36 protein-coding genes (1 of these 36 only partly in view) are annotated in these 20967 nt (G+C 46.8%); 34 read left to right on the top strand and 2 right to left on the bottom strand.

The window, feature by feature from the left end; all coding sequences use genetic code 11:
- Window positions 1–60: 60 nt before the first annotated feature.
- From rpsS to V5J77_RS23660, 32 genes are all read left to right on the top strand, one after another.
- Window positions 61–339: a 30S ribosomal protein S19 gene (gene rpsS, locus V5J77_RS23815; RefSeq protein ID WP_338553285.1), complete on the top strand. Its 279-nt coding sequence runs from the start codon at window positions 61–63 to the stop codon at window positions 337–339.
- A 42-nt stretch (window positions 340–381) separates the two neighbouring features.
- Window positions 382–717, top strand: a complete 336-nt coding sequence (gene rplV / locus V5J77_RS23810; protein ID WP_046234231.1) for a 50S ribosomal protein L22 — start codon at window positions 382–384, stop codon at window positions 715–717.
- 13 nt (window positions 718–730) lie between these two features.
- Window positions 731–1393, top strand: coding sequence for a 30S ribosomal protein S3 (gene rpsC, locus V5J77_RS23805; protein ID WP_338553284.1), 663 nt, complete (start codon window positions 731–733; stop codon window positions 1391–1393).
- 2 nt (window positions 1394–1395) lie between these two features.
- Window positions 1396–1830, top strand: a complete 435-nt coding sequence (gene rplP, locus V5J77_RS23800; RefSeq protein WP_046234233.1) for a 50S ribosomal protein L16 — start codon at window positions 1396–1398, stop codon at window positions 1828–1830.
- Window positions 1820–2020, top strand: coding sequence for a 50S ribosomal protein L29 (gene rpmC / locus V5J77_RS23795; protein WP_046234234.1), 201 nt, complete (start codon window positions 1820–1822; stop codon window positions 2018–2020). The genes rplP and rpmC overlap by 11 nt, the downstream gene beginning before the upstream one ends.
- A gap of 54 nt (window positions 2021–2074) precedes the next feature.
- On the top strand, window positions 2075–2338 hold the full coding sequence (rpsQ, locus tag V5J77_RS23790) for a 30S ribosomal protein S17 (RefSeq protein ID WP_046234235.1): 264 nt from the start codon (window positions 2075–2077) through the stop codon (window positions 2336–2338).
- A gap of 44 nt (window positions 2339–2382) precedes the next feature.
- Window positions 2383–2751, top strand: a complete 369-nt coding sequence (rplN, locus tag V5J77_RS23785; protein ID WP_046234236.1) for a 50S ribosomal protein L14 — start codon at window positions 2383–2385, stop codon at window positions 2749–2751.
- Between the two features lie 58 nt (window positions 2752–2809).
- Window positions 2810–3163 carry a 50S ribosomal protein L24 gene (gene rplX, locus V5J77_RS23780; protein WP_074905002.1) on the top strand — a complete coding sequence of 118 codons (354 nt, stop codon included), beginning with the start codon at window positions 2810–2812 and terminating at the stop codon, window positions 3161–3163.
- Window positions 3164–3192: 29 nt separating this feature from the next.
- Entirely contained in the window at window positions 3193–3735 is a 543-nt protein-coding gene (gene rplE, locus V5J77_RS23775; protein WP_338553283.1) for a 50S ribosomal protein L5, read from the top strand.
- A 26-nt stretch (window positions 3736–3761) separates the two neighbouring features.
- Entirely contained in the window at window positions 3762–3947 is a 186-nt protein-coding gene (locus V5J77_RS23770) for a type Z 30S ribosomal protein S14 (RefSeq protein ID WP_006037933.1), read from the top strand.
- A gap of 31 nt (window positions 3948–3978) precedes the next feature.
- Window positions 3979–4377 carry a 30S ribosomal protein S8 gene (gene rpsH / locus V5J77_RS23765; RefSeq protein ID WP_338553282.1) on the top strand — a complete coding sequence of 133 codons (399 nt, stop codon included), beginning with the start codon at window positions 3979–3981 and terminating at the stop codon, window positions 4375–4377.
- 31 nt (window positions 4378–4408) lie between these two features.
- On the top strand, window positions 4409–4951 hold the full coding sequence (gene rplF / locus V5J77_RS23760) for a 50S ribosomal protein L6 (protein WP_338553281.1): 543 nt from the start codon (window positions 4409–4411) through the stop codon (window positions 4949–4951).
- Window positions 4952–5011: 60 nt separating this feature from the next.
- Entirely contained in the window at window positions 5012–5380 is a 369-nt protein-coding gene (gene rplR / locus V5J77_RS23755) for a 50S ribosomal protein L18 (protein WP_338553280.1), read from the top strand.
- Between the two features lie 30 nt (window positions 5381–5410).
- Window positions 5411–5908: a 30S ribosomal protein S5 gene (gene rpsE / locus V5J77_RS23750; RefSeq protein ID WP_046234241.1), complete on the top strand. Its 498-nt coding sequence runs from the start codon at window positions 5411–5413 to the stop codon at window positions 5906–5908.
- Window positions 5909–5921: 13 nt separating this feature from the next.
- A complete protein-coding gene (gene rpmD, locus V5J77_RS23745; protein WP_046234242.1) occupies window positions 5922–6101 on the top strand; it encodes a 50S ribosomal protein L30 in 180 nt (59 codons plus the stop codon).
- Window positions 6102–6145: 44 nt separating this feature from the next.
- Entirely contained in the window at window positions 6146–6586 is a 441-nt protein-coding gene (rplO, locus tag V5J77_RS23740) for a 50S ribosomal protein L15 (RefSeq protein WP_046234243.1), read from the top strand.
- Window positions 6587–7888: a preprotein translocase subunit SecY gene (gene secY / locus V5J77_RS23735; protein ID WP_338553279.1), complete on the top strand. Its 1302-nt coding sequence runs from the start codon at window positions 6587–6589 to the stop codon at window positions 7886–7888.
- Between the two features lie 86 nt (window positions 7889–7974).
- Window positions 7975–8625, top strand: coding sequence for an adenylate kinase (locus V5J77_RS23730; RefSeq protein ID WP_338553278.1), 651 nt, complete (start codon window positions 7975–7977; stop codon window positions 8623–8625).
- Window positions 8625–9395, top strand: coding sequence for a type I methionyl aminopeptidase (map, locus tag V5J77_RS23725; protein ID WP_338553277.1), 771 nt, complete (start codon window positions 8625–8627; stop codon window positions 9393–9395). The genes V5J77_RS23730 and map overlap by 1 nt, the downstream gene beginning before the upstream one ends.
- On the top strand, window positions 9395–9676 hold the full coding sequence (locus V5J77_RS23720; RefSeq protein WP_338557031.1) for a KOW domain-containing RNA-binding protein: 282 nt from the start codon (window positions 9395–9397) through the stop codon (window positions 9674–9676). The genes map and V5J77_RS23720 overlap by 1 nt, the downstream gene beginning before the upstream one ends.
- A 3-nt stretch (window positions 9677–9679) precedes the next feature.
- Window positions 9680–9895, top strand: coding sequence for a translation initiation factor IF-1 (gene infA, locus V5J77_RS23715; protein ID WP_046234248.1), 216 nt, complete (start codon window positions 9680–9682; stop codon window positions 9893–9895).
- A 44-nt stretch (window positions 9896–9939) separates the two neighbouring features.
- The gene (rpmJ, locus tag V5J77_RS23710) at window positions 9940–10053 is read left to right on the top strand and encodes a 50S ribosomal protein L36 (RefSeq protein ID WP_003333770.1); all 114 of its coding nucleotides are present in this window, start codon (window positions 9940–9942) and stop codon (window positions 10051–10053) included.
- Between the two features lie 18 nt (window positions 10054–10071).
- A complete protein-coding gene (gene rpsM / locus V5J77_RS23705) occupies window positions 10072–10440 on the top strand; it encodes a 30S ribosomal protein S13 (protein WP_046234249.1) in 369 nt (122 codons plus the stop codon).
- Between the two features lie 19 nt (window positions 10441–10459).
- Window positions 10460–10855: a 30S ribosomal protein S11 gene (rpsK, locus tag V5J77_RS23700; RefSeq protein ID WP_046234250.1), complete on the top strand. Its 396-nt coding sequence runs from the start codon at window positions 10460–10462 to the stop codon at window positions 10853–10855.
- 126 nt (window positions 10856–10981) lie between these two features.
- Window positions 10982–11926: a DNA-directed RNA polymerase subunit alpha gene (locus V5J77_RS23695; protein WP_046234251.1), complete on the top strand. Its 945-nt coding sequence runs from the start codon at window positions 10982–10984 to the stop codon at window positions 11924–11926.
- Window positions 11927–11968: 42 nt separating this feature from the next.
- The gene (gene rplQ, locus V5J77_RS23690; protein ID WP_046234252.1) at window positions 11969–12334 is read left to right on the top strand and encodes a 50S ribosomal protein L17; all 366 of its coding nucleotides are present in this window, start codon (window positions 11969–11971) and stop codon (window positions 12332–12334) included.
- A 528-nt stretch (window positions 12335–12862) separates the two neighbouring features.
- Window positions 12863–13621 carry a tRNA pseudouridine(38-40) synthase TruA gene (truA, locus tag V5J77_RS23685; protein ID WP_338553276.1) on the top strand — a complete coding sequence of 253 codons (759 nt, stop codon included), beginning with the start codon at window positions 12863–12865 and terminating at the stop codon, window positions 13619–13621.
- Between the two features lie 184 nt (window positions 13622–13805).
- Window positions 13806–14243 carry a 50S ribosomal protein L13 gene (gene rplM, locus V5J77_RS23680; protein ID WP_046234254.1) on the top strand — a complete coding sequence of 146 codons (438 nt, stop codon included), beginning with the start codon at window positions 13806–13808 and terminating at the stop codon, window positions 14241–14243.
- Window positions 14244–14263: 20 nt separating this feature from the next.
- Window positions 14264–14656: a 30S ribosomal protein S9 gene (rpsI, locus tag V5J77_RS23675; RefSeq protein WP_046234255.1), complete on the top strand. Its 393-nt coding sequence runs from the start codon at window positions 14264–14266 to the stop codon at window positions 14654–14656.
- Between the two features lie 332 nt (window positions 14657–14988).
- On the top strand, window positions 14989–15684 hold the full coding sequence (locus tag V5J77_RS23670; protein ID WP_338553275.1) for a phosphoadenylyl-sulfate reductase: 696 nt from the start codon (window positions 14989–14991) through the stop codon (window positions 15682–15684).
- Window positions 15685–15855: 171 nt separating this feature from the next.
- Window positions 15856–16608, top strand: coding sequence for an N-acetylmuramoyl-L-alanine amidase CwlD (gene cwlD, locus V5J77_RS23665; protein ID WP_338557029.1), 753 nt, complete (start codon window positions 15856–15858; stop codon window positions 16606–16608).
- A 133-nt stretch (window positions 16609–16741) separates the two neighbouring features.
- On the top strand, window positions 16742–17851 hold the full coding sequence (locus V5J77_RS23660) for an Mrp/NBP35 family ATP-binding protein (protein WP_338553274.1): 1110 nt from the start codon (window positions 16742–16744) through the stop codon (window positions 17849–17851).
- A gap of 153 nt (window positions 17852–18004) precedes the next feature.
- On the opposite strand, the gene gerD is transcribed toward V5J77_RS23660, so the two are convergent.
- Window positions 18005–18703, bottom strand: coding sequence for a spore germination lipoprotein GerD (gene gerD / locus V5J77_RS23655; RefSeq protein WP_338553273.1), 699 nt, complete (start codon window positions 18701–18703; stop codon window positions 18005–18007).
- Between the two features lie 163 nt (window positions 18704–18866).
- Here gerD and V5J77_RS23650 point away from each other — a divergent pair, with 163 nt between their 5' ends.
- Window positions 18867–19487 carry a KinB-signaling pathway activation protein gene (locus tag V5J77_RS23650; protein ID WP_338553272.1) on the top strand — a complete coding sequence of 207 codons (621 nt, stop codon included), beginning with the start codon at window positions 18867–18869 and terminating at the stop codon, window positions 19485–19487.
- Window positions 19488–19516: 29 nt separating this feature from the next.
- Here the strand turns inward: V5J77_RS23650 and pdaB are convergent, their stop codons facing one another.
- Entirely contained in the window at window positions 19517–20332 is an 816-nt protein-coding gene (gene pdaB, locus V5J77_RS23645; RefSeq protein WP_338553271.1) for a polysaccharide deacetylase family sporulation protein PdaB, read from the bottom strand.
- A 109-nt stretch (window positions 20333–20441) separates the two neighbouring features.
- Between pdaB and V5J77_RS23640 the strand changes: the two genes are divergently transcribed.
- Window positions 20442–20967, top strand: partial view of a stage II sporulation protein M gene (locus tag V5J77_RS23640; RefSeq protein ID WP_338553270.1) — the 5' portion only. 101 nt of this gene lie beyond the right edge of the window; 526 of the gene's 627 nt are visible here — the first part of the coding sequence; it begins with the start codon at window positions 20442–20444; its stop codon lies beyond the right edge, outside the window.

Here is a 20967-nt window from a genome sequence, read left to right as displayed (position 1 = left end):
TGCTTAAATGAGGCTGCGTGACATAAAGTCACGTTATGTTCCGCGAAGGGAGGACTCCACATGGGTCGCAGTTTGAAAAAAGGACCGTTTGTTGACGGCTACCTGCTCAAAAAAGTCGAGGATTTGAATGAATCAAACAAAAAAGTCGTGATCAAAACTTGGTCCCGTCGCTCGACAATTTTCCCGCAATTCATTGGTCACACTTTCGGCGTTTATGACGGCCGTAAGCACGTACCGGTATGGGTGACGGAAGATATGGTTGGACACAAGCTTGGTGAGTTTGCACCAACTCGTACGTACAAAGGTCATGATGACGATAAGAAAACAGGCAGAAGATAGTTTTGCCTATAAGATCTTTATCGATTGAAAGGAGGTTCACACATGTCTGAAGCTAAAGCGCATTTGAGATTCGTACGTATTGCTCCTCGTAAAGCTCAACTCGTTGCGGATTTGATTCGCGGCAAGAAAGTTGGCGAAGCAATCGCGATTCTGCGTCACACGCCTAAATCTGCTTCCCCGATTTTGGAGAAGCTGCTGAACTCTGCTATTGCTAACGCTGAGCATAACTATCAATTGGACGTTAACAAGCTGGTTATTTCCCAGGCTTTCGTTAACCAAGGTCCAACTATGAAACGTTTCCGCCCACGTGCAATGGGACGTGCAAGCAAAATCAACAAAAGAACCAGCCACATCACTTTGGTGGTATCTGAGAAATAAGGAGGGATAACGTGTGGGTCAAAAGGTAAATCCGGTCGGTCTTCGTGTCGGGATTATCCGTGATTGGGAATCCAAATGGTACGCAGGCAAAGACTTCGGCGATCTTCTGATTGAAGACGTGAAAATTCGTGAATACCTGAAGAACAAACTTAAGGATGCGGCAGTATCCCATATCGAAATCGAGCGCGCGGCTAACCGTGTTAACGTGACGATTCAAACTGCGAAGCCGGGTATGGTTATCGGTAAAGGCGGTTCTGAAGTGGAGAACCTGCGCACGGAGCTTGGTAAAATCACTAAAGGTAAAAAAGTTCACATCAACATTTCTGAAATTAAACAAGCAGATATGGATGCTATTCTTGTAGCAGAAAGTATCGCACAACAGCTGGAGCGTCGTGTTTCTTTCCGTCGTGCTTTGAAACAAGCGATCCAACGTTCGATGCGTGCTGGCGCTAAAGGGATCAAAACCGCTGTTAGCGGACGTCTCGGCGGTGCTGAAATTGCTCGTTCAGAAGGCTATAGCGAAGGTACAGTTCCACTTCATACCCTTCGTGCTGATATCGACTATGGTACAGCTGAAGCGCATACGACATATGGTCGTATCGGTGTAAAAGTATGGATCTACCGTGGCGAAGTCCTTCCGGCTAAGAAGAAAGCTCCCCAGGAAGGAGGCAACTAATCATGTTGGTACCTAAACGTGTCAAACACCGCAAGCAACAACGCGGACATATGAAAGGTCGCGCTAAAGGCGGTACTGAAGTTTCCTTCGGAGAATACGGTCTTCAAGCGCTTGAGCCGTCATGGATTACGAACCGTCAAATCGAATCGGCTCGTATTGCTATGACTCGTTACATCAAACGTGGTGGTAAAGTATGGATTAAGATTTTCCCAGCTAAGCCAATCACTCAAAAGCCTCTCGAGGTTCGTATGGGTAGCGGTAAAGGTAACGTTGAGAAATGGGTTGCTGTCGTTAAGCCAGGCAAAATTATGTTTGAGCTTGCTGGAGTGCCTGAAGAGGTTGCTCGCGAAGCAATGCGTCTTGCGTCACACAAACTGCCTGTTAAAACGAAGTTCGTGAAACGCGAAGAAGTAGGTGGTGAAGCAAATGAAGGCTAGTGAATTTCGTAACCTAACCTCTGCTGAGATCGAACAAAAGGTAAATGGTTTTAAAGAGGAGCTATTCAACCTTCGTTTCCAATTGGCTACTGGTCAACTGGACAATCCGACACGGATTCGTGACGTACGGAGAGAAATTGCTCGTGCTAAAACCATCTTGCGTGAAAGAGAACTCGGTATCAGCAGCTAAATAGTAGTCCTTAACTAAGGAAAATTTGCCAAGGTTTAAGGAAGGAGGAAGAACATGAGCGAACGTAATGCCCGCAAAGTGTTAGTCGGTAAAGTGGTGAGTGACAAAATGGATAAAACAGTTGTTGTTGCTATTGAAACTTACAAAAAGCACAGCCTGTACCATAAACGCATCAAATCCACGAAAAAGTTCAAAGCCCATGATGAGAACAACGAAGCTAAAATCGGCGATGTTGTAAAGATTATGGAAACTCGTCCGCTTTCGAAAGACAAACGCTTCAGACTCGTGGAGATTGTTGAAGTAGCGATTGTCCTTTAAGTTTGAAAATGTAATCTAGTTTTGTCCGAAAGGAGGACGTTGACATGATTCAACCATTTTCCCGTTTGCGTGTCGCTGACAACTCAGGAGCTAAAGAACTGATGTGTATCCGTGTACTTGGTGGAACTGGTCGTCGCGTAGCGGCTATCGGCGATTTGATCGTTTGTTCCGTTAAACAAGCAACACCAGGCGGCGTTGTCAAAAAAGGTGATGTTGTTAAAGCAGTTATCGTTCGTACAAAGCGTACGGTTCGTCGTAAAGACGGTTCCTACATCGCATTTGACGAAAATGCAGCTGTAATCGTTAAAGAAGACAAGAGCCCACGTGGTACTCGTATTTTTGGACCAGTTGCTCGTGAGCTGCGCGATAAAGATTTCATGAAAATCGTATCGCTTGCACCAGAGGTTATCTAATAAAAGTCCCCAAGGGATTGCAATAGCTTGATCATCAAGCATGCAGGAGGTGTAACTCATGCCAAGATTGAAAAAAATTCTTGAATCGCATAACAATAAATTGCACGTTAAAAAAGATGATACGGTCATCGTCATTTCCGGTAAGGATAAAGGCAAAAAAGGCCGTGTAATCGCTGCATACCCGCGTGAAAATCGCGTACTTGTAGAAGGCGTCAATATGGTTAAAAAGCATACTCGTCCATCGCAGGCTAACCCGCAGGGCGGTATTATCGAGCAAGAAGCGCCGATCCACGTTTCGAACGTGATGCACATTGATCCGAAGAGCGGTAAAGTAACTCGCATTGGATACAAAGTGCTTGATAACGGCAAAAAAGTTCGGATCGCAAAACGTTCCGGCGAAGTAATCGACTAACGTTACTGTAGGAAGGAGGACCATGAATCATGGCTGCAAGAATGAAGGATCGTTTTCTAAACGAGATCACTCCTGCTCTGATGCAGAAGTTTAACTATACAACAGTTATGCAAGTGCCTAAAATCGAGAAAGTCGTCATCAATATGGGTGTCGGCGAAGCGGTTGCTAACTCGAAAGTACTTGATGTTGCTGTTGAAGAGCTTCGTCAAATTGCCGGTCAAAAACCGGTTGTAACTCGCGCGAAGAAGTCCATTGCCGGCTTCAAACTTCGTGAGAACATGCCAATCGGGGTTAAAGTAACACTGCGCGGCGAGCGTATGTATTACTTCCTGGATAAGCTGTTCAACATCTCCCTCCCACGTGTTCGTGACTTCCGCGGTGTATCTTCAAAAGCATTTGACGGTCGCGGTAACTACACACTGGGTTTGAAAGAGCAATTGATCTTCCCGGAGATTGAATACGATAAAGTTGATAAAGTTCGTGGTATGGATATCGTCATCGTGACGACGGCAAAAACGGACGAAGAATCTCGCGAATTGCTCACCCAATTGGGTATGCCATTTGCGAAGTAATCCACTTTTAGGAGGTGTAATACCCAGTGGCAAAAACTTCGATGAAAGTGAAGCAACAGCGTACACCGAAATTTAAAGTGCGTGCGTACACGCGCTGTGAACGTTGTGGCCGTCCGCACTCTGTTTTGCAAAAGTTTAAAGTTTGCCGGATTTGTTTCCGTGAGTTAGCATACAAAGGCCAGATCCCTGGCGTTAAGAAAGCAAGCTGGTAATAAGCCTAGTTCGGGAAGGAGGTTAACACAAATGGTTATGTCTGATCCGATTGCAGATATGCTGACACGCATTCGCAACGCGAACCTTGTTCGCCATGAAACCGTTGAAATGCCCGCTTCGAAAGTGAAGAAGGAAATCGCTGAAATTCTGAAGCGTGAGGGTTTCATCCGCGATGCTGAATATATCGAGGATAACAAGCAAGGGATTATCCGTATTTTCTTGAAATACGGCCCGAGCCAAGAGCGTGTAATCACTGGTCTGAAACGTATTTCTAAACCAGGACTTCGCGTTTATACAAAATCTAATGAGATCCCTCGTGTACTGGGCGGTCTGGGAATTGCTATTATTTCCACGTCCAAAGGGATTATGACTGATAAAGAAGCACGTCAAGGCAAAGCTGGCGGCGAAGTCGTCTGCTACGTTTGGTAATTAACAAGTCACAAAGATTGGAGGTGTAACGATGTCCCGTATTGGTCGCAAGCCAATCCAAGTGCCTAACGGCGTAACAATTAACTTGGAAAATTCAGTTATCACTGTTAAAGGACCTAAAGGAACGCTTTCTCGTGAATATCACAAAGATATGAAAGTCAATGTGAGTGAAACGGAGATCGTCATTGAACGTCCTTCTGACAATAAATTGCATCGCTCTTTGCACGGTACTACTCGCAGCATCATCGCTAACATGGTGAGCGGAGTTACTGACGGATTCTCGAAAAATCTTGAACTCGTTGGCGTAGGTTATCGTGCAAGCAAAAATGGTGAGAAAATCGTTCTTAACGTTGGTTACTCTCACCCAGTGGAAATCGCTCCTGAAGGCGGAATCGAGTTCGACGTTCCTGCAAACACGAAAATTACTGTTCGCGGAATTGATAAAGAACTCGTTGGCGCATTTGCTGCCAAAATCCGTTCAGTACGTGAGCCTGAGCCGTATAAAGGTAAAGGTATCAAGTACGAAGGCGAGCGTATTATCCGCAAAGAAGGTAAAGCTGGTAAGAAGAAATAAGCAGTCTGATAGGGCTGCTTAACATAGCGGTATGAGGAATTGGAAAGGAGTGAACCTTGAATGATTACGAAAGGCGATAAAAACAAGGCACGTCTGAAAAGACACTTGCGTGTTCGTAAAAAAATCAATGGAACGGTTGCACGTCCACGTCTGTCGGTGTTTCGTTCCGCTAAGCATATGTATGCTCAATTGATCGATGATGTACAAGGAGTAACACTTGCTGCTGCTTCTACACAAGACAAAGAGCTGGCTGAAGCTATCGGCAACGGCGGCAGCGTTGAGGCTGCTCGTAAAGTAGGCGAATTGCTTGCAAAACGCGCTCAAGCGAAAGGTGTAAACCAAGTAGTTTTTGATCGCGGTGGTTACTTGTATCACGGAAGAATTCAGGCGCTTGCTGATGCAGCTCGCGAAGCTGGTCTGGAATTCTAATCGACTTTACTTATAAGGAGGTTAAACGACTTGCGTATAGATCCGAATACGTTAGAACTTACTGAAAAAGTTGTCAACATCAACCGTGTTGCCAAAGTTGTTAAAGGCGGACGCCGCTTCAGCTTTAGTGCATTGGTAGTAGTTGGCGACGGCAACGGCTATGTTGGCGCAGGAATCGGTAAAGCAGGCGAAGTACCTGATGCAATCCGCAAAGGTATCGAAGATGCTAAGAAAAACCTGATTCATGTTCCAATCGTTGGTACAACAATTCCTCACCTTGTGCTAGGACATTTCGGCGCTGGAGAAGTTCTCCTGAAGCCGGCATCCGAAGGTACAGGTGTTATCGCTGGTGGCCCGGTTCGTGCAGTTCTTGAACTTGCTGGCGTTGGCGATATTTTGACGAAATCCCTCGGTTCTTCGAACTCCATGAACATGGTTAACGCAACGCTCGAAGGTCTTTCACGTTTGAAACGTGCTGAAGATGTTGCGAAGCTTCGTGGTAAAACTGTCGAAGAGCTGTTAGGTTAAGGAGGGGTATACGATGGCAAAATTGCAAATCACCCTCGTTCGCAGTTTGATCGGCCGTAACGAGAAACAGCGTGCTACTGTAGCATCGCTGGGACTTCGTAAAATCCGTCAAACCGTTGAATTGAACGATACTGTAGCTATTCGCGGCATGGTTAAACATGTTAGCCACTTGGTTAAAGTCGAAGAAGTATAGAAAAGTCATTCATACCAAGAAATAAACAAGGAGGTGCAAGAACGATGAAATTGCATGAACTCGCACCAGCACCAGGTTCCAAGCAAACGCCAAAACGTAAAGGTCGCGGTATTGGTACCGGTAACGGTAAAACAGCTGGACGTGGTCACAAAGGTCAAAATGCTCGCTCCGGCGGCGGTGTTCGTCCTGGTTTCGAGGGTGGTCAAAACCCATTGTACCGTCGTGTACCGAAACGCGGATTTAACAACCGTTTCCGTAAAGAGTATGCCATAATCAACATTGAAGAGCTTAACAGCTTTGCAGCAGGCACCGAAGTCACACCAGAAGTTCTTCTTGAGCAAGGGATTGTAAAAAATCCACTAGCGGGCATTAAGATTTTGGGTAACGGTGAAATCAACGTCCAACTGACTGTAAAAGCAAGCAAGTTCTCTCAATCTGCGGTAGAGAAAATCCAGGCTGCCGGCGGTAAAACCGAGGTGATCTAATTGTTCAAAACCGTGTCCAACATTTGGAAAGTTGCGGATTTGCGCTCGCGCATTCTATTTACGCTTTTCATCCTGCTCATCTACCGGATTGGTTCTTTCATTCCGGTACCGGGCGTCAATAAAGAAGTGTTCAAACAAGTTGATCGCGCAGGTGCAGATTTGTTCGGCTTGCTTAACACGTTTTCTGGTGGAGCGCTTTTCAAATTCTCTATTTTTGCAATTGGGATTATGCCATATATCACAGCTTCGATTATCGTGCAGCTGTTATCAATGGATGTTATTCCTAAATTTGCAGAGTGGGCGAAGGAAGGCGAGAACGGAAAACGTAAGCTCGCTCAAATTACTCGTTACGGCACGGTTATTCTTGGTTTGGTTCAAGGTTTTGCAACAGCAATCGGCTTCAATCGCCAATATGGCAATGAGATGATTCCTGGTGCAACCTTCGTTGATTATTTGGTTGTTGCTATCATCTTGACTGCAGGTACTGCTTTCTTGATGTGGCTAGGCGAACAAATTACTGAGCGTGGTATTGGTAACGGCATTTCGATCCTGATCTTTGCAGGTATCGCTGCCGGTATCCCAGGCCACATCCGTACAATTTGGCAAGATCAATTTATTGGTCAAGAAGCTGCATTGTTCTGGAATATTGGTAAAATGGTTCTGATCGTTATTGCGATCATTGCCATTATCATCGGTGTTATCTTTGTTCAGCAAGGGATTCGTAAAATTCCTGTTCAATACGCTAAACGCGTAGTGGGCAGAAAAATGTACGGCGGACAATCAACGCATATCCCAATGAAAGTAAACGGAGCAGGTGTTATTCCGGTTATTTTCGCGGTATCGCTTTTGATGTTCCCGATTACGATCGCTCAGTTCTGGAATGGATCGGCATGGGCAAACTGGATTATCAATAATATGTATTATGACAAACCGCTTGGTATGGTCTTGTATGTACTGTTGATTATCGGTTTCACTTTCTTCTATACCTTCGTTCAAATTAATCCGGTACAAATGGCGGATCAAATGAAAAAGAACGGTGGTTATATCCCAGGTATTCGCCCGGGCAAACCAACTTCTTCTTATCTGACTCGCGTTATGTCGCGTATTACATTGACGGGCGCGCTTTTCCTAGCGGTTATCTCCATTTTGCCAGTGCTCTTCGGAACGCTTGCAGGGTTGCCGCGAACGGTGCAACTTGGCGGAACTTCGCTTCTAATCGTTATCGGCGTTGCGCTTGATACGATGAAGCAAATCGAAACTCAGTTGATCAAACGCCATTACAAAGGGTTTATCAATAAATAACAATAGGTTCTGTTCGGGCTTCCGTGACGTCGCTTGCGATGGTACGGACCCGCATGAACCTATTGTGTTTAAAGTGAGGAACACGAATGAACATTTTATTCATGGGCCCTCCGGGAGCCGGTAAAGGAACGCAAGCTGAACGAATCGTTTCCGAGTTTGGTATTCCACATATCTCGACAGGCGATGCATTCCGCCTTGCTATGAAAGAAGGCACTGCGCTCGGTCTCAAGGCGAAAGAGTATGTCGATAAAGGGCTGCTCGTACCCGATGAGATTACGAACGGTATCGTAAAAGAACGTCTTTCATTAGACGATTGCAATAAAGGGTTTTTGCTGGACGGTTTTCCTCGGACATTGCAACAAGCCGAAGCGCTTGATGGCATGCTGAAGGAACTTGACCGAGGCATTGGCCATGTCGTTAATTTAAAGGTTGATCGTGGGTTCCTCTTGGCACGCCTAACTGGAAGACGCATTTGCAAAACATGCGGAACGACGTATCACATTCTGTTCAATCCGCCGAAGCAAGAAGGCGTCTGTGATAAAGACGGCGGCGAATTGTATCAGCGTTCAGATGATACGGAGGAGAAGGTTGGAACGCGTCTTGATGAGTACATTTCCAAAACGGCTCCACTTCTTGACTATTACAGTGATAAAGGTCTACTTCGCGAAGTCGATGGCGAGAAGGAAATTAATGCGGTAACAGCCGATATTACTTCCATCTTGCGAGGTTCGTTGTAATGATTATACGCAAATCCGAATCGGAGCTGCGCTATATGAGAGAAGCAGGCAGAATTGTTGCGGATGCACATCAGTTGATGGCGAAGTCGGTTAAGTCGGGTATTACTACCCTTGAGCTTGATCAACTGGCTGAAGACTATATCCGCAGTCAAGGTGCAGTGCCTTCTTTTAAAGGTTACAATGGTTTTCCCGCTAGCATTTGCGCTTCTGTAAATGACGAGCTGGTACATGGTTTTCCAGGACCTCGGAAGTTGAACGAAGGCGATATTATTAGTATTGATATCGGAGCGCAGTACAATGGCTATCATGGCGACTCTGCATGGACCTACGCGGTTGGGGCAGTAACGCCGGAAGTGCAAAGGCTGCTGGATGTAGCAGAACAGTCGCTTTATGCGGCCGTGAATCTGATCCGTCCGAATGAGAGGCTATTTACGATATCCCATGCTGTTCAACAAGTTGTCGAAGCGGCTGGCTTCTCGGTTGTACGAGAATTTGTGGGTCATGGAATTGGAGCCAAGCTTCATGAGGAGCCGCAAATTCCGAACTATGGCACGCCAGGTCGCGGACCGAAGCTTGAGCCAGGAATGGTGCTTTGCATCGAACCTATGGTTAACATCGGTGAACGATATGTCCGCACGCTTGAAGACAATTGGACGGTCGTAACGGAAGACGGCTCGATGTGTGCTCATTTTGAGCATACGGTTGCCGTAACGGAGAATGGTTTTGAAATTTTGACGCTTTCGAAGCCACAGGCGGAAGTAAGCCAGTGATGGATAAGTTCCCGCAGGTAGGCCAAATTGTCAAAGTGCTTCGGGGCAAGGATGAAGATTGCTATGCGATCGTTATATCTATCATTGACGAGCGATTCGTTATGATTGTAGATGGCGATAAGCGGCGCTTTGACTCGCCGAAGAAGAAGAACGTTCTGCATCTCGAGTTACAGCCTGTGATAAGCAGCGAAGTTGTAAACAGCTTGCTTGAATCAGGCAGGGTGACCAATACCAAGTTACGTTATGTTATACAGAAGTTTGCACATGCGAAAGGAGAATGACGGTTGGCTAAGGAAGACATCATTGAGGTCGAAGGTACGGTGATTGAACCGTTGCCGAATGCCACATTCAAGGTGGAGCTGGAGAACGGTCATCAAATTCTCGCACATGTTTCCGGTAAGCTCAGAATGCACTTTATTCGTATTCTGACGGGAGACAAGGTGGTTATACAGTTATCGCCTTATGATTTAACAAAAGGGCGCATCACCTATCGTAAGTAGGCCGCATTGCGGTTTACGAGCGAAAGATTCGGGAGGTAATCACAATGAAGGTTAGACCTTCGGTTAAGCCGATTTGCGAAAAATGCAAAGTCATTCGTCGCAAAGGCAACGTTATGGTGATTTGTGAAAATCCGAAACACAAACAAAAACAAGGATAGAAGGAGGGATAACGGCCTATGGCACGTATAGCTGGTGTAGACTTGCCGCGTGATAAGCGCGTCGAAATCGCTCTGACATACATTTTCGGTATTGGCAAAGTGACTTCACAAAAGATCTTGAGCACAACTGGCGTTAACGCGGACACTCGTGTTCGTGATTTGACAGAAGACGAGCTTGCGAAAATTCGTGAAGCAATTGACAAAACAGTTAAAGTGGAAGGCGACCTGCGTCGTGAAATTTCGCTTAACATCAAACGTCTGATTGAAATCGGATGTTACCGTGGTGTTCGTCACCGTCGTGGTTTGCCTGTTCGCGGTCAACGCACGAAAACAAATGCGCGTACGCGTAAAGGTCCTCGTCGGACTGTAGCTAACAAAAAGAAATAAGAAGAGGTGAAATAGGATAATGGCAAAACCGAAAAAAGTCGTTCGTACAAAACGTCGTGATCGGAAAAATATTGAGTCTGGCGTCGCTCACATTCGCTCGACATTCAATAACACGATTGTTACAATTACGGACCCTCACGGCAATGCAATCTCTTGGGCAAGCTCCGGTAACATGGGTTTCAGAGGTTCGCGTAAAAGCACGCCTTTCGCAGCTCAAATGGCAGCTGAAACTGCAGCTAAAGCAGCAATGGAACATGGCATGAAAACCGTTGAGGTTATGGTTAAAGGTCCAGGCGCTGGTCGTGAAGCAGCTATTCGTTCGCTTCAAGCAGCAGGTCTTGAAGTTAACCTGATTAAAGACGTTACTCCAGTGCCTCATAACGGATGCCGTCCACCAAAACGTCGTCGCGTATAGTTAGATCCACTGTGGTATCAAATGACAGCAACTTGTGAATAATGGTTGTGAAGGTTTGGCATACTACGAGATTTGACTTAAGATACGGTATGGTAACGGAGCGACGTTTGAAGGAGGGTACTATTAGTGATTGAGATCGAAAAGCCGAAAATCGAGACCGTGGATTTGAACGAGGATGGGACTTACGGACGGTTCATTGTTGAGCCGCTCGAGCGTGGCTACGGCACGACGCTTGGAAATTCGCTTCGCCGAATTTTGTTGTCGTCTTTGCCGGGTGCAGCTGTTACTTCCGTTCAGATCGACGGAGTGCTTCACGAGTTCTCTACAGTTCCAGGAGTGATGGAAGACGTAACGGAAATCATTCTGAACCTGAAGGGCCTCTCGTTGAAAATCCACTCCGATGAAGAGAAGGTTTTGGAAATCGACGCTGAAGGCGAAGGAATCGTTACGGCGGGCGATATTCGTGCTGACAGCGATGTCGAGATTTTGAACCCTGATCTTCACATCGCCACCTTGGCCTCCGGCGCGCGGCTCCATATGCGTGTTTTTGCTAATCGGGGACGCGGATATGTGCAAGCGGACCGTAATAAAAGGGAAGATCAACCGATTGGAGTAATCCCGGTTGATTCGATTTACACGCCAATTACACGTGTAAATTACAGTGTGGAGAATACTCGTGTTGGTCAAGTGACTAACTATGATAAGCTTACGCTGGAAGTTTGGACTGACGGCAGTATTCGTCCGGAAGAGGCTGTAAGCCTCGGCGCTAAAATCTTGACTGAGCATTTGGATCTATTCGTTGGCTTGACTGACGAAGCGAAGGATGCCGAGATTATGGTGGAGAAGGAAGAAGACAAAAAAGAGAAAGTTCTGGAGATGACTATCGAAGAACTCGATCTTTCCGTACGTTCATACAACTGCTTGAAGCGTGCAGGCATTAATACCGTTCAAGAGCTGATTACGAAATCCGAAGAGGACATGATGAAGGTTCGCAACTTGGGCCGCAAGTCGCTTGAGGAAGTTCAAGAGAAGCTGGAAGAACTAGGTCTTGGCCTGCGCATGGAAGAGTAGCATCAATTAGTCTAGACTACAGGCAAGGGAGGTAAAATCAAGATGGCATATCAAAAACTAGGCCGTAACGCTAGCGCGCGGAAAGCATTGTTCCGTGATCTCGTTACTGACCTTTTCCTTTATGAGCGTATTCAAACAACGGAAGCAAAAGCGAAAGAGGTTCGTTCGATCGCTGAAAAGCTGATCACGAAAGCGAAGCAAGGTGACTTGCACGCTCGTCGTCAAGTAGCAGCTTACGTGCGTCGTGAAACAATCGATGGAGAGCAAGATGCAATCCAAAAATTGTTCTCTGAGCTGGGCCCCCGTTACTCGGAGCGTCCGGGCGGATACACGCGGATTTTGAAACTAGGACCTCGCCGTGGCGACGCTGCGCCAATGGTATATTTGGAACTGGTAGACCGCGCGTAACATGAGAAAGGGTGGACCCTCGAGGCCACCTTTTTTTAATTCTAAGAATATATAAGTTTCATCTTTATATCCGCTAAAAATTCTAAGGCAAAGCTCTTCAAGCGTCCTAGAAGGACGACGAAGTCGTTTTTGCATGTGCGCTGGCTTTTGTGAGGGCCGGGATGATTGGCTTAGCGTTGGCTGATGATAGTGTGAAGCTTTGGGTGGGCGTGCATTCCGTGAAAGCTTGGGCTTACGAGCGTTGTTGTCTGATTATTAATAACGAGTTGTGCCCCATTACTAAGTGATACTACTATGTCGGCCAAACGGCCCTCTCCTTAATCTTGCATTGAGCAGCAAAGAATTTGCTGCCAGTGGTTGCTACAAAGCAGGAACTGCGGTGCAGCTCTTGTGGATGCGGAAAAGAGATGAGGGAGCTGAAGGCTGGAAAGCCTTGAAGGTTTGGGTAAATTCTCGATTGAGGGTTTGGGATAGAAACCATTGAAGGTTTGGCTAGAAGCCCTCTTGGGGGCCTGGGAGGAATTCCACATGCGAAATATTGCAGTAAAGGTTAGCTACGATGGGGCGCAGTTTAATGGCTTCCAGTCTCAGCTGGAGCCGCATCTCAGAACGGTGCAGCAGGAGATTGAGAAATCGTTAAAGGCACTTACGGGTGAGGAAATTAATATCATTGGCTCGGGCCGGACAGATGCAGGCGTTCATGCTATGGGTCAGGTATTCAATTTTCATACGAAATCCGTCATACCGGTGGAAAGATGGGCAATTGCACTGAATACGAGGCTGCCAAAGGATATTGTTATTTTGGAGGCGTTCGAGGTGCCGGAGCATTTTCATTCCCGGCGCTCAGCCAAACGAAAAACGTATCGTTATTCGATAGACCGTGGCAAGTTCCCAGATGTATTCACCCGCGAGTATTGCTTTCATTATCCGATGCGTTTAGATGCAGAGGCTATGGCGAAGGCACTTCCTTATGTGATCGGCGAGCATGATTTTACTTCCTTCACATCTATTCATTCGACAAAGCCGCATCATATAAGAACGATTTATGAGGCGTATTTTGAGCAGCAGGGCAGCAAGCTTCATATGTACGTGACTGGCAATGGTTTTTTGTACAATATGGTGCGGGTTATTATGGGGACGCTGCTATGGGTGGGGCAAGGCAAGCTCAAGCCGGAAGATATGAAGCACATATTAGAAGGTAAAAGCAGGTCTTTGGCTGGACCAACGGCAATGCCTCATGGCCTTACGCTAGTCGAAGTTGAATATCCAGATGAACTAAGAAGTTAATCGTACAAACTGCTTGCTTTAGGCCACTTTATATAGTAATATATAACTTGTGCTTTCTTAGTGGCTATCCCACAGCCCCGACTGAGATCGTCACAAACTTGGCAGCAATAACAGTTATAAATCGAACGGAAACGTTCTTTGATAAAATTAAATTTTAAACGTAAGCGAATGAAGGAGGATCTCCATGCGTACCACCTATATGGCTAAGCCAAATGAAGTTGAACGTAAATGGTACATCATTGATGCGGAAGGTAAAACCCTCGGTCGTCTGGCAAGCGAAGCAGCTAGCTTGATCCGTGGCAAACACAAGCCGCAATTTACACCTCACGTTGATACAGGCGATTTCGTTATCGTAATCAACGCTGAAAAAATCGTTCTGACAGGTAAAAAACTGACAGACAAAATGTACTACCGTCACTCGATGTACTCCGGTGGTTTGAAAGTTACACCGGCTAACGTGATGATCGACAAAAAGCCTGATCGCGTTATCGAATTGGCTGTTCACGGCATGTTGCCAAAAACACGTCAAGGTAACAAAATGAAGCTTAGACTTAAAGCATACGCTGGTTCGGTACATCCGCACCAAGCACAAAATCCTGAAGTTTACGAACTTCGCGGGTAATTAAAGGGGAGGACAGTTTCATGGCTCAAGTGCAATACTATGGAACGGGTCGTCGTAAACACTCTGTTGCACGTGTACGTCTCGTGCCAGGTGAAGGACGAATCATCATTAACAAACGTGATATCAACGAATACTTCGGTTTGGAAACATTGAAACTAATCGTTAAACAACCGCTTAACCTGACAGAAACGCTGACGCAATATGATGTATTGGTTATTGCTAACGGCGGCGGTATGTCCGGTCAAGCAGGCGCTATCCGTCATGGTATTTCCCGCGCTCTACTGAAAGTAGACGCTGAATACCGTCCAGCTTTGAAACGCGCTGGATTCCTGACTCGTGACCCACGTATGAAAGAACGTAAAAAATACGGTCTTAAAGCGGCTCGTCGCGCGCCACAATTCTCGAAACGTTAATATGTTTTACAGCCCCTGGCCCTCTGGCCGGGGGTTTTTTGTTGCTTTTTAAAAGGAACAAAGCAAAAGACCGTCAATCATAGTCTGCAAAAGCATATAAAAGTCGCTGAAAAAACCAACCTGATCTATTGCCAGCAGGCAGGCCGAAGGAAATACAGAAAATGCAGATGGGACAAGTAGAAGAAGCGTGCTTTGAGCCTGTTTTTTCGGAATATAAGCAAACTTTATTTCATTTTGGAGTAAACTAGATATTGAAGATTGTAAGAGGACGACGTATAATTAAACTCAAATACAGATCAATATACTTGGAATTGATACGGAGGGATAAATAGATGAATCTTTTTGAGAAGGAAGCGCTTATTGCCAAGCAAGCTGTGGAGCTTGAAAATGCAACGCCAGAAGAAATTATTGCATTTGCTGTAGCGACATTCCCTAATCTGACTTTTGCATGTAGCTTCGGTGCAGAGGATGTTGTGCTTGTAGACATGCTGCAGAAGATTAGCCCAGCAACAGATATTTTCTACTTGGATACTGATTTTCATTTCAAAGAAACATATGAGACTCGTGATCGTATGATCGAGCGTTATCCAGGAATCCCATTCGTAGAAGTGAAGCCGAAAATTACGCCGGAGCAGCAAGCTGCGCAATATGGCGAAGAGCTATGGAAGTCAGATGCCAATCAATGCTGCAACATTCGTAAGGTAGAGCCGCTTACCCGCATACTGTCCCAATATGAAGCATGGATAACAGGTATTCGTCGTGATCAGGCGCCAACACGTGCCAACGCTAAAAAAATCGAATACGATACAAAATTCGGGTTGGTCAAGTTTAATCCAATTGCCCATTGGACATCAGAGGATGTATGGAATTATATCCGCGAAAATGATGTTATTTATAATCCGCTTCATGATCAGAACTATCCGAGCATTGGCTGCCAATATTGTACGCGTCAAGTTATGCCAGGCGAGGACCCACGTGCTGGACGCTGGTCAGGACAAGAAAAAACAGAGTGCGGCTTGCATAAATAATCATTACTGAAAAAGGCTTGCCGAGCAGTCTGTCACCTAATCATTTTTATTGTGTGTTACTGTGAACGTGCAGAGGCACACTCATAAATAACCATCTCGTCCCATATAGATGATAATGAGCGCCGGCCAAGCTGGTGCTGATTATTATTTATGGAGGACGGGGTGGTTTTTTTGCGCCGATGGGGACGACGCTGGGTCGTTTGGATAACACTAAAGGGAGCGCTGCGCTTGACTGCCGCTGCGCTGGCCATTGCACTCGTATGGACGCTGCTTACTTATGGAGATGAACGAACTGCACGGACATGGAAGACGTGGGCAACGCCGTTATCTGGTAAAACGATCGCGCTTGATGCTGGACATGGGGGAGTGGACGGCGGGGCGGTGAGCAAGCAGGGAGTCGTTGAGAAAGATTTGAATATGGCAATTGCGCTTTATTTGCGCGATTATTTGCAGCAGGCGGGAGCTATTGTCGTGCTGACGCGCGAAGGGGATTATGATCTGGCAGCTCCGGATACGAAAACCTACAGCAGACGGAAAACGGAGGATTTGCATAAGCGTGTCAATATCATCAAGGAGAGCCAGCCTAATTTGGTCGTAAGCATCCATATGAACAGTATTCCATCAGCAAAATGGTCAGGGGCACAAACCTTTTACAATCCGGCTACTCATCTCGGCAGCAAGCTGCTTGCTGCGGCTATCCAGAACGAAATTAAACGCAATTTGGAAAATACGAGTCGCGTTGCAGCAACGGAAAATTCCGTCTATTTGCTTAAAGCCATTACGGAGGTGCCTACGGCCTTGATTGAAGTCGGTTTTCTGTCTAATCCGGGGGAAGCGGCCAGACTAGCCGATTCGGAATACCAGCGGAAGGTGGCGGCTTCCATCTATCAAGGGCTTTTGAGATTCGCTGCTGGAGAAAAATGATGCTGCCGGCAGAGGGCACGCCACAAGGATGAAACCGTTTCGACACGTTACAGCAATGAATGTTGCTGCTTAACTATGCTATAATCATTATTAATAAGCAGTAATCGCATACATAAAGGTGGGGACGTATCCTATGTTAACACGTGAGCAAGCTTTGGAAGCCGTTGAAGCAGTAACGGCGATATATACGGCGGGCGAGGTAGCCGTCCGCGATGTGATGGTGAAGGACCGTCAAGTTTCACTGACGGTCCTGATTGCCAGCGAGGAGGCGAAGCCCTCGCTGGAAGCCGCGCTGCGCGAAGCGCTAGCGCGGCTGGGCGCCGAAACCGTGCATTGCCGGTTTCGTGCGCTAGAGCCCGCAGCTGCGGCGGATGCATCCGCGCAGCGCGGGGCGCCAAGCGGCGGCGGCGAAGCCTCCGCTGCCGCAGGCGCAGGCGCCGCCGGCCCCGTGCAAGGCCACGGGGCCGGGCTGGCGAGCCCGCTGCTGGATGCCCGCAGCGGGGTGCAGTTCATTGCCGTCGCCAGCGGCAAGGGCGGCGTCGGCAAATCCACAGTGACCGTGAACCTCGCGGTCGCTCTCGCTCGCAGGGGCAAGCGTGTCGGCATAATCGACGCCGACATTTACGGCTTCAGCGTGCCCGATATGATGGGCATTGAAGAGCGCCCGCAGGTCGTGAACGAGCGGGTCATCCCGATTGAAAAATTCGGGGTGAAGGTGATGTCGATGGGCTTTTTCGTCGAGGATAACAGCCCGATCGTATGGCGCGGGCCGATGCTGGGCAAGATGCTGCGCAACTTTTTTGACGAAATCGAATGGGGTCAGCTTGATTATTTACTGCTTGACCTGCCGCCGGGAACAGGCGATGTAGCGCTGGACGTTCATCAGATTATCCCGCAAAGCAAAGAAATTATCGTTACGACGCCGCATGCTACAGCTGCATTCGTTGCTGCCCGCGCAGGAGCAATGGCGATTAAGACCGAGCATGAAATCATCGGTATCGTAGAAAATATGGCGTATTACAAATGCAGCAAATGCGGCGAGCCGGAGTACATTTTTGGCCGCGGCGGTGGTGGAAGGCTAGCGGAGTCGCTTCATGCCGAGCTGCTGTCCCAAATTCCGCTTGGTGCGCCGGATAATCATCCATCAGAGCCGGACTTCTCGCCGTCCGTATACAAGGCTGAGAGCGAGACAGGCCAGCTGTATCTGGAGCTAGCAGACAAAGTGCTGCAAAAATGCGAATAGCTCCCGTTCCTTCAATTTAATAACGAAAATGACAAAAGCCCTGCATATGAATGAAGCATTAGCCAGATAGCTGGCCTAACTGCATTCACAGCGGGGCTTTTTTACTTTCTTTTTAACTAGGACGGCGTTAGCCATTTCATTTTTGATCACAAGCTACATGGCACTATCCTGCTGCCCGTCTCCCGAGCCAGAATCCTGCTGGTCGCCGCCACTATCATCACCGGAGCTTTGTTGCTCTTCTCCAGAGCCCTGCTTGTCGACCTTCTCGTTAGGCTTTGGCTTCAGTTCTTCTTGAACGGCTTTCTTCATTAGATCGAGCACTTCAAGCCGGAAAAGCGGATTTTGCATCGACTCCTGCATAATCGACATGACTTGTTTTTTATACTGCGTGCTTTGCAGCACCTCCAAAATCATCTTGTCCATCTCCGGATTTTTCATCACCTTAATTAACTGCTCCTGATACGACGGGTCCTTAAGCAGCTGCTTGTGAATGTCCTTGTTCTGCTTATTGACGGCTTTGGCAAATTCCCCGGCGAAACGAACGTCGGTCATCAGCGTTTTGATTACCTTGTCATATTCAGGTGCGACCAATACATCCTTCACCGCCAGACGAACTTGCTCCTGATCCTGCACAGACAGAAGCTTGGACGTGTTTCCATTATAGCCCGACATTTGCTGAGCCGATTCCTGGAGCGCTTTTTGAGCATCCTCCGTTTTGAGTATATCAATGACCATGGATTTCATGTCTTTGTACGTGACTTGCTGGCTGCTTCCCGATGATTCCGATCCACAACTGGTCAAGACAAAGGACGTTGCAATGAGAAGCATAAATACCGTCATACGAATGCGCATGATTCGTGTTCTCCCTTCGTGGCAGCATTCCTGTATTGATGGGAGTAGTATGTGCCAAAGTTCCGTCCATTATCATGGGGAAAGGTTAGCTTTTTAATGTGAACGTGGTAAAATAAAGGGTGTTGGACAGGTAGTGCTTGAAAAATTTAGGGGGATGTCAAACGTGAATATCAGAAAATGGTTTTTTCTTTTTTGGAGCTGTATGGCAGTCGGTGGTTTGGCTACAGCGATATGCGGAATAACGATGCAGTGGACGGATCCAGAATTCGGCTTTATGGGACTGGATGCCTCAGGATTCAATTTTGCTATGATGGCACTTGTTGGCCTTATGTTTGGTGTATTCAGCCAAATGTGCTTCTTTGCTTATTTGACTTTAAATTATATCGCGCTTAGCATATTTCGCAAAAGCTATCTCTGGAATACGCTGCAAGGCTATACCACCGTGTTTGCAGCATTTGCTTTAGGCTATTTGCTGTTTGAGCAGCGGACGAATGGCTGGTTCTTCTGGCTTTTGCCGCTTCTGCTTATGCTGTTCTCCCTTGCTGTGTCTTATATAAAGGTGAAGCAGACGAAAGCGGTAGCTTTTGTGCCGACCGTTTTCCTAATGTTCACCGTTACGTTCATTGAAGCTTCTCCGGCTTTAAAAGGGGAGACTAATATGGCCGCCGTCATCTTTATGATTGTGCCGTTGTTTGCATGTAATGCATACCAAATTTTGATGCTGCCGCGGATTTTGAAAAGCGAAGCGACCGAATCTGCATCATCTGCAAAGCCGGTCGCTTAATGTAGGAGCTATTTTTAAACCTGCATCGCTTAACGCTTCACTGCTGCGTTCAATTGGCTTGTACCGGTGGAGGAGAGGGTGGATTTGTCTTGTACGGCTTTGCCCTCGGTTTCCGTCTGTGTAATGAGCTCCGTCACCGTCACGAAGTCATAGCCCTTGGAGCGCAGCTGGTCGATAATAACGGGCAGTGCTTCATGCGTTTGTTTTACGGAATCGCTGGCATGCATCAATATGATATCGCCAGGATGAGCGCGACTCACTACTCGGCTAATGATTTTATCGGTGCCAATGTTCATCCAGTCCAGGGAGTCGGTGTCCCATTGAATGACCTTATAGTTCATTTCGCTCGCAATACGGAGCACCCGTTTGTCAAAATCGCCATTCGGCATTCGAATCAAGTTAGGCTGTTTGCCAGTCGTATCGGAAATAATCGAATGAGCAGTAGATATTTGCGTACGGATTTCATCGTCGCTCAGCTTGCTGTAATAATCATGCTTGTGACCATGGCTTCCGATCTCATAACCGGCGTCGGTTATTTTCTTCACAATATCGGAATGCGATTGAATCCAGGGCGACGATAGAAAAAAGGTCGCTTTCGTAATACCTTTGTCCTTAAGCACTTTCAGTATTGGCTCCGCGCGTTTTTCGCCCCAGCTAATATCAAACGTAAGGGCCACAACTTTCTTTTCTGTCGGAACACTGTAGATGGCAGCGGGCTGTTGCGGTGAAAACACCGTAATATTGTCGCGCTCCGCGTAAATGACGCCTACCGAAAATACGAGTGCAAGTACAATAAGACTGTAGTGCTTGATTTTACGACCGTTCATTACATAAAAAAAGTTCATCTTAGGCGGGCTCTCCTCTCTAATGGAAGCTTGTTCTAGTACAATCTATGCTCATAGCGCCAAGTTATTCATGCTTGTTCAATTTATAATGGGCAGAGGAGGGCATCATTTGTTTAAGCCTCGGGAAATTCTCGATCATTTTCGCTCGATGAGCGGCTATATTGCTTTTGGGTGTATCTTATTTTTTGCCGGCATTGTTGTAGGTGGAAGCAATACGGCAATTAGCGATATGATGGATCAACAGCTGAAGGCGATAGCGGAGCTGGCACAGCAGCTCGATCAGTCAGACAATCCGACGATGAGCTATATATTGTTCATTTTTTTCAACAATGCCATTAAATCCATCTTCATCATGTACCTTGGTGCTTTTCTTGGAGTAGTTCCGCTTTTCTTCCTCGTCTTTAATGGCATGATTATTGGTTATTTGGTGAACCGGACAGCTGAGCTGCATGGAGCGGGCACTGTAATGGAAATGATTTTTAAAGGCTTGTTGCCGCACGGTATTATTGAAATTCCGGCAATTATTATTGCTGGTGCATATGGGATGCGATTTGGTGTCCTTGTTTTAAAGCTAATGAAGTCAACGGTTAGCCCAAATGGGCAGGTGGATAAGAGCGGTTTGGAAATTTTATTTT

This window comes from Paenibacillus sp. KS-LC4 (assembly GCF_036894955.1).
Lineage (GTDB): Bacteria > Bacillota > Bacilli > Paenibacillales > Paenibacillaceae > Pristimantibacillus.
Note: the sequence above shows the minus strand (reverse complement) of the source record. Positions and strands in the feature narration are given on the sequence as shown.

Excerpts from the sequence above, each read along its gene's own strand:
- rplO (WP_046234243.1), top strand. The coding sequence starts at position 6,146 with ATGAAATTGCATGAACTCGCACCAGCACCAGGTTCCAAGCAAACGCCA.
- rpsH (WP_338553282.1), top strand. The coding sequence starts at position 3,979 with ATGGTTATGTCTGATCCGATTGCAGATATGCTGACACGCATTCGCAAC.
- rplF (WP_338553281.1), top strand. The coding sequence starts at position 4,409 with ATGTCCCGTATTGGTCGCAAGCCAATCCAAGTGCCTAACGGCGTAACA.
- gerD (WP_338553273.1), bottom strand. The coding sequence starts at position 18,703 with ATGCGCATTCGTATGACGGTATTTATGCTTCTCATTGCAACGTCCTTT.
- rpsK (WP_046234250.1), top strand. The coding sequence starts at position 10,460 with ATGGCAAAACCGAAAAAAGTCGTTCGTACAAAACGTCGTGATCGGAAA.
- rplE (WP_338553283.1), top strand. The coding sequence starts at position 3,193 with ATGGCTGCAAGAATGAAGGATCGTTTTCTAAACGAGATCACTCCTGCT.
- rplV (WP_046234231.1), top strand. The coding sequence starts at position 382 with ATGTCTGAAGCTAAAGCGCATTTGAGATTCGTACGTATTGCTCCTCGT.
- rplM (WP_046234254.1), top strand. The coding sequence starts at position 13,806 with ATGCGTACCACCTATATGGCTAAGCCAAATGAAGTTGAACGTAAATGG.
- rplX (WP_074905002.1), top strand. The coding sequence starts at position 2,810 with ATGCCAAGATTGAAAAAAATTCTTGAATCGCATAACAATAAATTGCAC.
- rplN (WP_046234236.1), top strand. The coding sequence starts at position 2,383 with ATGATTCAACCATTTTCCCGTTTGCGTGTCGCTGACAACTCAGGAGCT.
- V5J77_RS23730 (WP_338553278.1), top strand. The coding sequence starts at position 7,975 with ATGAACATTTTATTCATGGGCCCTCCGGGAGCCGGTAAAGGAACGCAA.
- rpmC (WP_046234234.1), top strand. The coding sequence starts at position 1,820 with ATGAAGGCTAGTGAATTTCGTAACCTAACCTCTGCTGAGATCGAACAA.
- rpsQ (WP_046234235.1), top strand. The coding sequence starts at position 2,075 with ATGAGCGAACGTAATGCCCGCAAAGTGTTAGTCGGTAAAGTGGTGAGT.
- rpmJ (WP_003333770.1), top strand. The coding sequence starts at position 9,940 with ATGAAGGTTAGACCTTCGGTTAAGCCGATTTGCGAAAAATGCAAAGTC.
- truA (WP_338553276.1), top strand. The coding sequence starts at position 12,863 with ATGCGAAATATTGCAGTAAAGGTTAGCTACGATGGGGCGCAGTTTAAT.
- rplP (WP_046234233.1), top strand. The coding sequence starts at position 1,396 with ATGTTGGTACCTAAACGTGTCAAACACCGCAAGCAACAACGCGGACAT.
- map (WP_338553277.1), top strand. The coding sequence starts at position 8,625 with ATGATTATACGCAAATCCGAATCGGAGCTGCGCTATATGAGAGAAGCA.
- rpsM (WP_046234249.1), top strand. The coding sequence starts at position 10,072 with ATGGCACGTATAGCTGGTGTAGACTTGCCGCGTGATAAGCGCGTCGAA.
- pdaB (WP_338553271.1), bottom strand. The coding sequence starts at position 20,332 with ATGAACTTTTTTTATGTAATGAACGGTCGTAAAATCAAGCACTACAGT.
- rpsI (WP_046234255.1), top strand. The coding sequence starts at position 14,264 with ATGGCTCAAGTGCAATACTATGGAACGGGTCGTCGTAAACACTCTGTT.
- rpmD (WP_046234242.1), top strand. The coding sequence starts at position 5,922 with ATGGCAAAATTGCAAATCACCCTCGTTCGCAGTTTGATCGGCCGTAAC.
- rplR (WP_338553280.1), top strand. The coding sequence starts at position 5,012 with ATGATTACGAAAGGCGATAAAAACAAGGCACGTCTGAAAAGACACTTG.
- V5J77_RS23720 (WP_338557031.1), top strand. The coding sequence starts at position 9,395 with ATGGATAAGTTCCCGCAGGTAGGCCAAATTGTCAAAGTGCTTCGGGGC.
- V5J77_RS23660 (WP_338553274.1), top strand. The coding sequence starts at position 16,742 with ATGTTAACACGTGAGCAAGCTTTGGAAGCCGTTGAAGCAGTAACGGCG.
- V5J77_RS23670 (WP_338553275.1), top strand. The coding sequence starts at position 14,989 with ATGAATCTTTTTGAGAAGGAAGCGCTTATTGCCAAGCAAGCTGTGGAG.
- rpsS (WP_338553285.1), top strand. The coding sequence starts at position 61 with ATGGGTCGCAGTTTGAAAAAAGGACCGTTTGTTGACGGCTACCTGCTC.
- rplQ (WP_046234252.1), top strand. The coding sequence starts at position 11,969 with ATGGCATATCAAAAACTAGGCCGTAACGCTAGCGCGCGGAAAGCATTG.